Source organism: Streptomyces piniterrae, assembly GCF_005048155.1.
GTDB classification, from domain to species: Bacteria; Actinomycetota; Actinomycetes; order Streptomycetales; family Streptomycetaceae; genus Streptomyces; species Streptomyces piniterrae.
The window spans coordinates 451,614-463,763 of the sequence record NZ_SUMB01000001.1 but is presented as its reverse complement, the minus strand read 5'-3'; the positions used below and the strand labels follow the sequence as shown (position 1 = coordinate 463,763).

General features: G+C 71.4%; 7 protein-coding genes. 5 read left to right on the top strand and 2 right to left on the bottom strand.

Going from position 1 to position 12,150, the window contains the following annotated elements; all coding sequences use genetic code 11:
• The first annotated feature begins 112 nt into the window (after positions 1 to 112).
• Positions 113 to 2,914: an ABC transporter substrate-binding protein gene (locus tag FCH28_RS01920; protein ID WP_136737888.1), complete on the top strand. Its 2,802-nt coding sequence runs from the start codon at positions 113 to 115 to the stop codon at positions 2,912 to 2,914.
• Between the two features lie 85 nt (positions 2,915 to 2,999).
• On the opposite strand, the gene FCH28_RS01915 is transcribed toward FCH28_RS01920, so the two are convergent.
• The gene (locus FCH28_RS01915; protein ID WP_136737887.1) at positions 3,000 to 3,782 is read right to left on the bottom strand and encodes a VOC family protein; all 783 of its coding nucleotides are present in this window, start codon (positions 3,780 to 3,782) and stop codon (positions 3,000 to 3,002) included.
• 154 nt (positions 3,783 to 3,936) lie between these two features.
• On the opposite strand from FCH28_RS01915, the gene FCH28_RS01910 reads away from it, so the two are divergent.
• Complete coding sequence (locus FCH28_RS01910) at positions 3,937 to 6,348, top strand: SpoIIE family protein phosphatase (RefSeq protein WP_136737886.1); 2,412 nt, start codon at positions 3,937 to 3,939, stop codon at positions 6,346 to 6,348.
• A 94-nt stretch (positions 6,349 to 6,442) separates the two neighbouring features.
• Entirely contained in the window at positions 6,443 to 6,637 is a 195-nt protein-coding gene (locus FCH28_RS01905; protein ID WP_136737885.1) for a hypothetical protein, read from the top strand.
• A gap of 58 nt (positions 6,638 to 6,695) precedes the next feature.
• Here the strand turns inward: FCH28_RS01905 and FCH28_RS01900 are convergent, their stop codons facing one another.
• On the bottom strand, positions 6,696 to 8,501 hold the full coding sequence (locus tag FCH28_RS01900) for a glycoside hydrolase family 15 protein (protein ID WP_136737884.1): 1,806 nt from the start codon (positions 8,499 to 8,501) through the stop codon (positions 6,696 to 6,698).
• A 179-nt stretch (positions 8,502 to 8,680) separates the two neighbouring features.
• Here FCH28_RS01900 and FCH28_RS01895 point away from each other — a divergent pair, with 179 nt between their 5' ends.
• Together FCH28_RS01895 and FCH28_RS01890 are read left to right on the top strand one after the other, a co-directional pair.
• The gene (locus tag FCH28_RS01895; protein WP_136737883.1) at positions 8,681 to 9,487 is read left to right on the top strand and encodes an SAM-dependent methyltransferase; all 807 of its coding nucleotides are present in this window, start codon (positions 8,681 to 8,683) and stop codon (positions 9,485 to 9,487) included.
• Positions 9,488 to 9,573: 86 nt separating this feature from the next.
• Entirely contained in the window at positions 9,574 to 11,613 is a 2,040-nt protein-coding gene (locus FCH28_RS01890; RefSeq protein WP_246102265.1) for a putative bifunctional diguanylate cyclase/phosphodiesterase, read from the top strand.
• The last annotated feature ends 537 nt before the right edge of the window (positions 11,614 to 12,150 follow it).

The following is a 12,150-nucleotide window of genomic DNA, read 5'->3' as shown; positions in this document are numbered from 1 at the left end:
GCTTTTGGGCCATTGAGAAGTACGGGGCCCCTGAGTGCGGCGGAACCATAGCGACCGCCCGCGGAGCGGTGTCAGAATACCGGCCCTACTCCGACCCTCCCTCAGGGAAACCATGGCGTCGAACGCACCCGATTCCCCTATCCCCGTCTTCCGTGGAGCCGGTCATCTGCTGCGTCTGATCGCCGATCTGGTGCGCAGACCACGCCGCCGGGAGTGCCCGGAGCCGGTGCGGCACCGCGATGTGGCCCAAGGGCGTGAGGGCCTGCCGGTGGTCTGCCTGGTCGGCGGGGACGACCATGCCCAACTCGCCAAGGGCATCAGCTATTTCCTCAGTCATGCCGATCCCCGCCGGGTGCCGCACTGTCTGCACGATCTCCAGGACGGGTCCACCGGATCGCCGCCCCCCGCCCCGGACTCCGTGGAGGCGGTGCGCCGCACTCTGGAGCGGCTGGCGCAGGGCTTCGCGCTGAGCGTCAACGGCAGCGACGGGCGGGTGCGCTTCCGCAGGTTCGGGCTGGTCAACTGGCTGACGCAGTCGAGCGCCGGAGGTGGCCCCGGCGGCGCGGGCGGATTGGAGGGCAATGACCATTCGCTGTTGCAGGGGCTGCGTGAGCGGGAGTTCCGGCGCCGGCGGCTGTTCGGACTGCTGCGGTCGCCGGAGACCGAGCTCGCGGTGGACGGCAATGTGCCGTGGTGGGTGTGGTTGTTCGCGGTGCATGTCTTTCCGCTCGCCTGGTTCCGGATCCGCCGTGGCCTGGGCCGCGAGTACCGGTGGCTGCTGAACCAGCCGTATCTCGCACCGCGCGACCCGGGCACCTTCGTCGGTTTCGCCGAGCGGCTGACCGTCCCGCACAACCAGGTCGAAGACCCGGAGCAGTTACGCAAGTTGATGGTCAACGCCTTCCTGGAGGATCTGCGGGTGGCGTTCCGCCGGCGGATCTGGCGGCCGGGTACGGCCCGGCGCACCGCGTACTGCGTGGCGCTGCTGGACGGTGTGGCAGCGGACAACTGCGGCTATCAGCTGCTCCAGGCGATCATCGACGTGCGGAACGAGACCGGGGCCTTCGACCCGCTGCTGGTCATCGGCTGCAGTGCGGAGCCGCCCGCCGAGGGCACCCAGGTCCGTGCCGACTGGGGCCACAGTTCGCTGTGGGAACTCGACGACCGGCTCTACGGCGGCTGGCGGGACACATTTCTCCACCAGGGCCGGGCCCGTAACCGCGCGCCCTGGTATCTGCCGGTGTCGGTGCCGCCGTTGATGCCGCCGTCCGAGGAGCAGTACGAGCTGACCCGGCGGCTGGAGGTCGCCCAGGACGCCCGGCTGCGGATTCCCGAACCTCCCCGCTGGGCGCGCCGGTCGATGTCCGTCCTGGCGGCGTGCTGCCTCACGGTGGCGCTGCTGGGGTCGGGCGGGCTGCTGTGGAGCAGGGAGAGCGACTACCGGCGGGCGCACTGCGGTCTGAACCGGTTCGACGAGGACGCGGAGACGCTGCGTACCGCGGAGACCGGTGAGTGCATCGGGGTGGCGCGGCACGGGTTCACCTTCCACTCCCCCGATCCTGAGATGAACAAGACGCTGGGGACCGTCTACGCCCAGAACCGGCGCGCCGAGGCCGCGCACCGGGAGGCGCCGGGTCGCCCGCTGGTCACCCTCGTCCATCTGTCGGCGCTGTTGAGCAGCTCGGGGAAGCCGGGCGGGCAGCTGGCGTACGGCCGCGAGTCGTTGCAGGGCGCGGCGAGTGCGCAGTCCCGGCAGCTGCGGAGCACCGGTGCCAACGAGCCGATTCTGCGGATCTTCCCGGCCAACGCCGGGTCGGGGATGCGGTTCGGTACGCGGGTGGTGGAGGAGATCCTGGAGGGGCTCATCCGGCAGGATCCGTCCATCGTGGGGGTCACCGGTCTCGACCAGAGCCGGGAGGCGACCAACCGGACGATACGGAAGCTGACCGCGGCGGGGCTGCCGATGGTGGCGACGACGCTGTCCGCGGACACCCTGGTCCGGCAGTCCCCGATGTACTTCCAGGTGTCGCCGCAGAACACCCGGGAGGCGGCGGTCGCCGCGGCCTACGCGGACCACGTCGTGGGCGGCGGAAAGGAGAAGGTGGCGCGGCAGGTCCGGGTCATCGGTTCCGCGGATCCGACCGACACCTACAGCAGGACGCTCAGCGACGACGTCGCGCAGCGGTTCCGTGCGAAGGGGTTCGCGGTGGAGCGGACGTCGTTCGCCCCTCCCCCGGCGCCGGGCGCCGAGCCCTCCTCGGACGCGCCGGGCCCCGGGACCGTCGGCCAGCGGACCTGTTCGTACCCGGGGGTGGTGTTCTTCGCCGGGCGGTCGGAGGACTTCGAGTCGCTGCTCGGCGGGATCAACGAGTCCTGCAACTCGGATCCGCCGACGCTCATCGGCGGGGACGACGTGGCGCGGCTGGCCGCCGACGCGGACCGCCGGGAGCACTACCCCGGAATCCCGTACGACTTCCTGGACTTCACGTTGGGTTCGGCGCGCTGCGACGGCACCAGCGAGCTGTACGCGGAGCTGAGCAAGCTGTTCCCCGAGGAGTGCGCGAAGGTCGCGAGTTCGTCGCTCGACGGCCATGCGGCGCTCGGCTTCGACGCCGTCAAGCTGTACGTCAACGCGGTCAAGCAGCTGCGTGAGGAGGCCGCGGAGATGCCGCTGACGCCGCCCGCGGTATGGCATGCGATCAGTGGTGTGCACGGGGACGAGGCGCTCGACGGGGAGAGCGGGATCATCAGTTTCGGCGGCGATGTGGACCGCCAGGTGCCGTTGGACAAGCTGCTGTCGGTGCAGCACATCGATGGCATGGGGCGGCCCACGCAGGCCGGGTTCTGCGGCCGGGTCGGCGGGCGGCAGCAGTCGTCGTGGTGTCCGCGTCTGGAGCCGGAGAAGGGGCGGTGACGGACTCCGGCCGACGGGAGGCCCAACAGGCCTTCGTTCAGGGCGAGTTGAGGCGCACCCGGGGCGGGCGGCGGCCGCAGCGGGGTCAGGAGGGGATCGCGGTGACGCTGAAGATGCCGCCGTCCGGGTCGCGGATGACGGCCCGTCGCCCGGCGTCCTCGTCGACCGCGGGATCCACGGGCAGGACGCTGCCGCCGGCGGACCGCGCGGCCGTGGTCACCTTCTCGAGGTCGCGGACCGGGAAGTGGACGTGCCACTGGGGGCGGACGCGCGGGTCGGGGGCGGCCTCGACGGCGCCGCCGCGCAGCGCCGCGACGGTGTGCGTACCGTCGCGGACGAGGACCTGTTCGTCTTCGTAGGTCACCTCGCAGCCGCCCGGCTTGGCCCAGTCGAAGACCTCGGCGTAGAAGATGGCGGCGGCGAACGCGTCGCGGGTGCGCAGCTCCAGGCAGGCCGGCGCCTTGCCGTGGCCGACCGACCAGGGCAGGGTCTCGCCCTCCCAGAAGCCGAAGGTCGCGCCGTCGCGGTCGGCGGCGAGGGCTGCCCGCCCGGGGCCGATCCGGAGCGGTCCGACGGCGACCGTGGCACCCCGCTCGCGGATACGGGCGGCGGTGTCGTCCGCGTCCTCGACGGAGAAGTACGCGGTCCAGGCCACCGCGACCTGGATGCTGGGGGCGAGCGCGCCGATGCCCGCGACCGGATCGCCGTCGGCCAGTGCCAGGGAGAACTCCTCGCCCAGGGTCGTGGGCCGGAAGGTCCAGCCGAGGACCGTGGCGTAGAAGTCCTGCGCGGCCTTGAGGTCGCGGGCCAGCAGGCTGACCCAGCACGGGGCACCGCGCATGGGACGGGTGGGGCCTTCGGCCGGCATGGCATCCGCCTCCTGTGGTCACCGCCCCTTTCCACTCTGCCAGCGACGCCTCGGGGCTGCACAAGGGCGGCGCGGTCCGGTCACCGGCAGCGCGGTTGTGCCCGTCTTGATCCGGCTCGATGCTGTAGATACTGAACCGGGCTGGACTGAGGCCATGAACGCATGGAACGCGGCCGAGAGCGCCGACTTCCGTGGTCCCCTCGACGTCACCAGGGCGGCCACCGCGGTGCTGGACGCCCATGACCGGGTCATCGGCTGGAGCCCGGCCGCCGAGCGGCTGCTCGGCTACTCCTCGGGCGACATCGTCGGGCGGCCCGTCGCGTCGATCCTGCCGCCGGGCCCGGTGTCGGCCGAACAGCCGCCCGCGGCCCCGCTGAGCGGCAGTGAGGTCCGTACGGCGCGGCACCGGGACGGGCGGCTGCTGCGGGTGGCGACGACGACCTGCCCGCTGGCCGCCCCCGGCGCCGAGGCGGGCACGGAGCCCGCGCGGGTGCTGGTGGCGGCCGAGCTGGACGGTCTGCGGGTGTGGGAGTCCCGGCAGTCGATGCTGCACGGGCTGGCCACCCAGTCGCCGCTGGGCCTCGCCATCTATGACCCCGACATGCGGCTGACCTGGTTCAACGCCACGTACGGGCGGGAGGTGGGGCTGCCGCTGCGGGCGTTTATGGGCAAGCAGGCCGAGGACCTGTATCCGACCGGCAAATTCGTCACGGAGGGGCATCCGACCACGCTCCGCGAGGTGATGGGACGCGTCCTGGCGACCGGCGAATCGATCCTCGATCTGCACTTCGTCGGCTATCTGCCGACCGACCCGGGCACCGAACGCGTCTGGTCCTGCTCCTACTACCGGTTGCAGGACGCGGACGGCCGGGTGCTGGGGGTGTGTGAGGACGCCTTCGACATCACGGACCGCTACCGGGCCCAGCGGCGGCTGAACCTGCTGGTGGAGGCGGGTGGCCGGATCGGCACCACGCTCGACATGACGATCACCGCCCAGGAGATCACCGAGGTGGCGGTGCCGGACTTCGCGGCCGCGGTCACCGTCGACCTGGTGCAGGCGGTGCTGGAGGGCGAGGAGCCGGAGGACCTCCCGGGGGCGGTGCCGGTGCTGCTGCGCGTGGCGTCCGCCTCCGCGCACATGTCCGCCGGGGGGCCGCCGCCCGACCCGTACCGCGTCGAGTACCCGCCCGGCTCGCTCCAGTACCGCAGTCTCTCCTCGGGCGGCCGGGTGCGCTCGGAGAGCACGATGGTGGTGCCGATGCGGGCCGGGCGGACGCTGCTGGGGCTGGTCACCTTCGTGCGCGGCGGGCATCCGTCCGTCTTCGACAGCGGTGAGATCGACCTCGCCGACGAGCTGGTCACCCGTACCGCGGTGTGCCTGGACAACGCGCGCCGCTTCGCCCGCGAGCACGCCGCCGCGCTCACCCTCCAGCGCAATCTGCTGCCGCAGCATCTGCCCACCCAGTCCGCGGTCGACCTGGCCTACCGCTATCTGCCCAGCGACAACCGGGCCGGGGTCGGCGGCGACTGGTTCGACGTCATCGGGCTGTCCGGGACCCGGGTCGGTCTGGTCGTCGGGGATGTGGTCGGCCACGGGCTGCAGGCGGCGGCCACCATGGGGCGGCTGCGCACGACGGTACGCGCGCTGGCCGTGCTGGATCTCGCCCCCGACGAGCTGTTGAGCCGGCTGGACGACCTGGTGGGGCAGTCGGCGCAGGAGCAGGCGACCACGCTCGGCACGGACGGCGAACCCGATGACGTGGCGACCGGCGTGACCTGCCTCTACGCCGTCTACGACCCGGTCTCGCGGCGCTGCACCATGGCCAGGGCCGGGCATCTGCCGCCGGCCGTCGTCGACCCGGAGGGCGGGCTGACGTTCCCGGACCTGCCGCCCGGCCCGCCGCTGGGGCTGGGCGGGCTGCCCTTCGAGTCCCTGGAGATCGAACTGCCGGTGGGCAGCCTGCTGGCGCTGTTCACCGACGGCCTTGTGCAGGCCCGTGACCGCGATATCGATGTCGGCCTGGCCACCCTGGGCCGGGTGCTGGTCGACCACCACAGGCCGCTGGAGGAGCTGTGCGACCACGCGCTGGAGGCGCTGCTGCCCGACGGGACGGCCCCCGACGACTCGGCGTTGCTGCTGGTGCGCACCCGCGAGCTGGACACCCGGCAGGTGGCGGCCTGGGAGCTGCCGGCGGAGCCGGCGGCGGTGGGCAAGGCGCGGGAGCTGGCCACCGGGCAGCTGCACGACTGGGGCCTGGAAGAGCTGTCGTACGCGACGGAACTCGCGGTCAGCGAGCTGGTCACCAATGCGGTGCGGCATGCCTCCGGGCCGCTGCATCTGCGTCTGCTGCGCGACCAGACGCTGCTGACCGAGGTCTCGGACACCGGCCACACCTCGCCCCATCTGCGGCACAGCGCGAGCGACGACGAGGGCGGGCGCGGGCTGTTCATCGTCGCGCAGCTGGTCCAGCGCTGGGGGACGCGCTACACGCCGTACGGCAAGACCATCTGGACCGAGCAGGCGTTCCCTACGCGGTATCCGGGGGCGCCACGCCCTGTGGGGTGAGCGGCGCACGTCGTGCGGGTGTTCGGAGCCAGCCCCATGATGGAACCAAGCGACCGCCCCAGGGGACTCGGCGGGCGCGGAAAGAGGAGGATCTGTGACGACCAACAGCACGGAGAGTTCAGACGAACGAAAGCGGCCGACGGAGCTGTACACCGGCGCCGAGCGGCCTTTCGACCCGGAGGACCTGGTCAAGGCGTCCGGACGCGAGCCCACCCCCGACAACCTCAAATGGGCCAAGCGTCTGATCGACGAGAAAGGGGTCGCCGCCCTGGAGCGGTATCTGCCCTGAACGTTCTGCCCTGATCACCGGCCAGGCGCTGTCCGGTGATCAGTGCTGTCCGAGGTGATCAGGTGCTGTCCGTGGCCTGCGCCGGCCTGGCCGGGTCGGCGTCCTCGGTGAGCAGGAACGCCGTGTTGACCAGCGCGACATGGGTGAAGGCCTGCGGGGTGTTGCCCAGTTGGCGTCGCTGCGCGGGGTCCCACTCCTCCGACAGCAGGCCCACGTCGTTGGCGGACGACAGCGCACGTCCGAACAGTTCGCGGGCCGCGTCCTTGCGGCCGGTCGCGGCGAGTGCGTCGGCGAGCCAGAACGAGCAGGCCAGGAAGGCGCCTTCGGTGCCGGGCAGGCCGTCGGTGCCGGTGTCGCTGGCGTAGCGGCGGACGAAGCCGTCGTGGTCCAGCCCGGCGCGCACCGCGTCCACGGTGCGGGTCACCCGGGGGTCCTCGGGCGGCAGGAATCCGGTCTTGGCGATGAACAGGGTGGCCGCGTCCAGTTCCCGGCCCCCGTAGTGCTGGACGAACACGCCCCGCTCCGGGTCGTAGCCGTGCGCGCAGACATCGGCGTGGATGGTGTCGCGCAGCTCCCGCCAGCGGTCGACGGGTGCCGGGAGGCCGGTCGCCTCCGCCATCCGTACGGCACGGTCCGCGGCGACCCAGGACATGACTTTGGAGTGCACCCAGTGCTTGCGGCCGGCCCGGCCCTCCCAGAGTCCTTCGTCGGGCTCCTGCCAGTGTTCGCCCAGGAAGGCCATCAACTTCCGCAGCAGCGTCCAGACATGACGCTCCATCGGGATGCCGGCGACCAGGGCGAGGTAGAGGGTGTCGACGACCTCGCCGTAGATGTCGAGCTGGAGCTGCTCGACGGCGGCGTTGCCGAAGCGGACCGGGACGGAGTCCTCGTAACCGGGCAGCCAGTCCGCCGCGGTCTCCGGGAGCCGGCGCTCGCCGCCGACGCCGTACACGGTCTGGAGGTCCCCGGGGTCGCCGGCGATGGCCCGCACCAGCCAGTGCCGCCAGGCCGCCGCCTCCTCCCGGAAGCCGCCGCGCAGCAGTGCGGAGAGGGTCATGCTGGAGTCGCGCAGCCAGCAGAAGCGGTAGTCCCAGTTGCGTACGCCGCCGATGCGTTCCGGCAGGGATGCGGTGGCGGCGGCGACGATGCCGCCGGTGGGCTGGTAGGCGAGGGCTTTGAGGGTGATCAGCGAGCGGACCACGGCGTCCCGCCATTCGCCCTGGTAGCGGCAGCCGGCCGTCCACTTCCGCCATTCCTCGGTGGTTTCCCGGAGGGCGTGTTCCGGGTCGACGCGGTGGCTGGTGGCCAGGTGGGAGGGCTGCCAGGTCAGGACGAAGGGCAGCCGGTCACCGGCCGTGACGGTGAATTCGGAGCGGGTGCTGCCGTCGTGCCCGAAGGTGTGCACGCCCGGCGGGACGCGCAGCCACGCGGAGTCGGGGCCCGCGACGGCGATCCGGTGCCGGTCGGTGCGCCGCACCCAGGGCGCCGTGCGGCCGTAGTTGAAGCGCAGCCGCAGGTCACCGCGCATCTCGACGCTGCCGCTGAGGCCTTCGACGAGGCGTACGAGGCGGGGTGCGTGGTCGCGCTGCGGCATGAAGTCGACGACCCGTACGGTGCCGGTGGCGGTCTCCCAGTGTGTTTCCAGGACGAGGGTGTCGCCGCGGTATGCGCGGCCGGTGCACTGCCGGGCGCCGGTGGGGGCGATCCGCCAGTGGCCCTGGCGTTCGTCGCCGAGGAGGGCGGCGAAGCAGGTGGGCGAGTCGAAGCGGGGCAGGCAGAGCCAGTCGACCGAGCCGTCCCTGCCGACCAGCGCGGCGGTCTGCAGATCGCCGAGCAGGGCGTAGTCCTCGATTCTTCCGGGCATGGCGGCTCCCTCGCTGGATTCCATTCTCGGGGGCCCGGCAGGTCTTCGCGAGCCGCTCGTCCGGCGTGTGCCCCGCCCGGTTTCGGCTGGTCCGCTTGCGTGGGTTGTGGGATCGTAGGAGGCTTTTTCTGCGGGGGTTGGGTCCTCTTGGCTGGTCTCCTGGCGCGAAGAGGTGCTGTATGGCGCGACAGCATTGGGTTCCCGAGGGCACGGATCAGGACACCCCGAACGTCGCCCGGGTTTACGACTGTTATCTGGGTGGTTCGCACAACTTCGCGGTGGACCGGGAGATGGCCCGCAAGGCGATCTCCATGTGGCCGGACCTTCCGCTGATCATGCGCGCCAACCGTGCGTTCCTGCGGCGGGCGGTGCAGTTCCTCGCCGGGGAGGGCATCACCCGATTCCTGGACATCGGCTCCGGGATCCCGACGTTCGGCGCGGTCCACGAGGTCGCCCGCGAGATCCGGCCCGATACCAGGGTCGTCTATGTCGACCTCGACCCGGTGGCCGTGCAGCACAGCCGGCTGATCCTGGAGGGCGATCCGCTGTGCCGGGTGGTCCAGGAGGACATGCGCGATCCCGAAGCCCTGCTGGCGCATCCCGCGGTCGCCGAGTTGCTGCGGCCCGGGGAGCCGGTGGGGGTGCTGCTGGTGGCCGTCCTCCACTTCGTCAAGGACGAGGAGGATCCGGGGCGGATCGTGCGGGTCCTGCACGACGCGGTGCCGTCGGGCAGTGCGCTGGTGGTCTCCCATGCGTCGCGGGAGGGACGGCCCGAGGTGGTCGAGGAGCACGAGGAGCTGTACAAGCGCACGCCGACGCCGATCACCATGCGCACCAGGGACCAGATCGTGGCACTCTTCGACGGCTTCGAACCCGTCGAGCCGGGCGTGGTCTACATGCCGGAATGGCATCCTGACCTGCCGGATTCGGTGGGACCGCATCCGGAGTTGATGTGCGGCCTGGCGGGAGTGGGGCGCCGGTTGTGAACACTCCGGCGGCCGGGACGCTCGACGCTCCTTCGGCCCGCTTCCGCGACGCTTGGTCGCGTCTGTTGCATGCGGAACACGGGGCAATGTTGAGTCCGGCCGTGCTGGGCGCGTTGGTGTCCACCACCGCGGAACTGCTGCGGCGCGCCCACGACGACGACCCGTTCGACGTCGCGTCGGCCGAGCAGGCCGGATCGTTGCTGGTGGAAGCGCACTTCACGGATTCCGGCGTGCTGGCGCGGGCGGTGGCGCTGCTACAGAGCTGGCCGGCGGCGGACGACCGGGGGCCGGCGCTGACCGGCGCGTTCGCCGCGGGCTGGTCGGCGGCGCTGCGCGAACGCACGTTGCGGGAGCAGGAGTCGATGCGGCTCGCCGTCGACATGGCGCGCAAGGGCGCGGAGAAGGCGCTCTTCGCTTCGGAGGCCAGGTTCCAGGCGGTGTTCGAGACGGCCGCGATCGGGATCGGGATCGGCGACCTCGACGGGAACATCCTCGCGGTGAACGGCGCACTGGAGGGGATGTTCGGCGCGCCCGCCTCGGAGATCCGCAATCTGAGCGTCGACATGCTGGTGCATCCCGAGGACGCGCCCGGCGTCTGGGACGCGTACCGCGAGCTGATCACCGGCAAGCGGGAGCACTTCCAGTGCGACAAGCCGTACTACCGGCGCGACGGCGAGGTGATCTGGACGCATCTGACGGTGTCGCTGATCCGCGACGAGGAGGGCGTGCCGCGCTACCAGGTGGCGATGCTGGAGGACATCACCGACCCGCACCGGATGCAGGAGCGGCTGCGCTATCAGGCCACCCACGATCCGCTGACCGGACTCCCGAACCGTACGGCGTTCTTCGAGCGGCTGGAGGGGCTCTTCGAGGAGAGCACCGAGCCGGCCGCCCGCTTCGGTCTGTGCTCGGTGGACCTGGACGGTTTCAAGGGCATCAACGACAGTCTCGGGCACGAGGCGGGCGACCAGCTGTTGGCGTTGGTCTCGGACCGGTTGCAGTCCTGCCTCGCGCCGATGGGTCACCTGGTGGCGCGGCTGGGCGGTGACGAGTTCATCGTGCTGCTGGAGCACTGCCGGGGTCCGCAGGAGGGGATCGCGGTGGCCCAGACGGTGCTGGGGGCGCTGGCCCCGCCGTTCCTGATCGGGGATCAGCAGCTGGGTATCCGGGCGAGCATCGGCGTGGTGGAGCAGCAGATCTCCGCGACGACTCCCGGGGCCGCGATGCGCAGCGCCGACCTGACGATGTACCGGGCGAAGAAGGAGGGCCGCGGCCGGTGGACGCTCTTCGACCCGGAGCGCAACGCGGTGGCGGCCAGCAAGTACGCGATGTCGGTACGGATTCCGATGGCGCTGGACCGCGGTGAGTTCTTCATCGAGTACCAGCCGCTGTGTTCACTGTCCGACGGGGCGATGGTGGCGGTCGAGGCGCTGGTGCGCTGGCGCCACCCGGAGTTGGGGGTGCTGGGACCGGACGAGTTCATCACCAGCGCCGAGGACAGTGGGCTGATCATTCCGCTGGGGCGCTGGGTGCTGTTGCAGGCATGTGAGCAGACGGCGCGGTGGGCGGCCAGGTTCGGTTCCGCGGCGCCGCGGATCAACGTCAATCTGGCGGTGCGCCAGGCGCGCAACGCCGGGCTGCTGGCCGACATCGACCGGATTCTGCGGACCAGCGGCCTCGAACCGGGGCGCCTCCAGCTGGAGATCACGGAGAGCGCGATGCTGGGCCCGCGCGATCCGGCGCTGCCGGCCCTGCGCGCGCTGGTCGACATGGGTGTCTCGCTGACCGTGGACGACTTCGGTACCGGCTGGTCGAACCTGGCGTATCTGCGGCATCTTCCGGTGTCCGGGCTGAAGATCGCCGGGTCCTTCGTCGAGGATCTGCGGACGGCGCCGGCCGAGGAGGGCGATCCCCTGGGCCAGCGCATCATCGGTGGTCTGGTGTCGCTGGCGCATTCACTGGGGCTGACGGTGACGGCCGAGGGCGTGGAGACGGAGGCGGACGCGGCACGGCTGCGGGAGCTGGGCTGCGACTGGGCGCAGGGCTGGTACTACGGCCGTCCGGCACGGCCCGGTGACATCACCCGCAGGATCGCGGAGGCCGCGAACTCGGCGGCGGCGCGGTGAGGCCGGGAAAGATGTGAGACGCGTCCGGGGCTCGCGTCAGGGGCTCCAGCAGACTTCAGGACGATAAATCACAAATTCAACCAAACCGGGCAAATCTCTTGACTGCGGCCGGGCTCCGTATCCACCATGAAGACCTGGCACCGTACCCCGTGCGGACCCCGTTTCCGCATTCCCGTACGGACAGCACATTTGCCAGTTGTGGTGGTCGACGCTTCCCGCGTCCGAGAACGACCTGACGCCTCAGCGTCCGGGGCCGAGCGATCCGGGTGCACATTTCACCCCGCCCCCCGTGGCTCGTTTCTCCACTCGTCCGAAGGCGCAGCGCCTTCTGACCACATCGGGTCTGCCCGGTGTCGATGACCCGTGGGCACGCCCGTTGCCTCTCGCCAGGCACGTCAGCGCCAGGCAGTTAGGCAGTCCCCCATGTGTTCCGTCCTGCCCTCAGCAACGACACCGCGCACCGTGGACGGCGGCCGCCCCCTGTGCCGGACGAGTGACCGCCTCACCTGCACGCCACCGCTGCGCCACGCGTGCGAG

What these genes read in the sequence shown, in the direction of transcription:
- FCH28_RS01900 (WP_136737884.1), bottom strand. Translation starts at nt 8,501, where the DNA reads ATGCCCGGAAGAATCGAGGACTACGCCCTGCTCGGCGATCTGCAGACC.
- FCH28_RS01915 (WP_136737887.1), bottom strand. Translation starts at nt 3,782, where the DNA reads ATGCCGGCCGAAGGCCCCACCCGTCCCATGCGCGGTGCCCCGTGCTGG.
- FCH28_RS01890 (WP_246102265.1), top strand. Translation starts at nt 9,574, where the DNA reads ATGTTGAGTCCGGCCGTGCTGGGCGCGTTGGTGTCCACCACCGCGGAA.
- FCH28_RS01895 (WP_136737883.1), top strand. Translation starts at nt 8,681, where the DNA reads ATGGCGCGACAGCATTGGGTTCCCGAGGGCACGGATCAGGACACCCCG.
- FCH28_RS01910 (WP_136737886.1), top strand. Translation starts at nt 3,937, where the DNA reads ATGAACGCATGGAACGCGGCCGAGAGCGCCGACTTCCGTGGTCCCCTC.
- FCH28_RS01920 (WP_136737888.1), top strand. Translation starts at nt 113, where the DNA reads ATGGCGTCGAACGCACCCGATTCCCCTATCCCCGTCTTCCGTGGAGCC.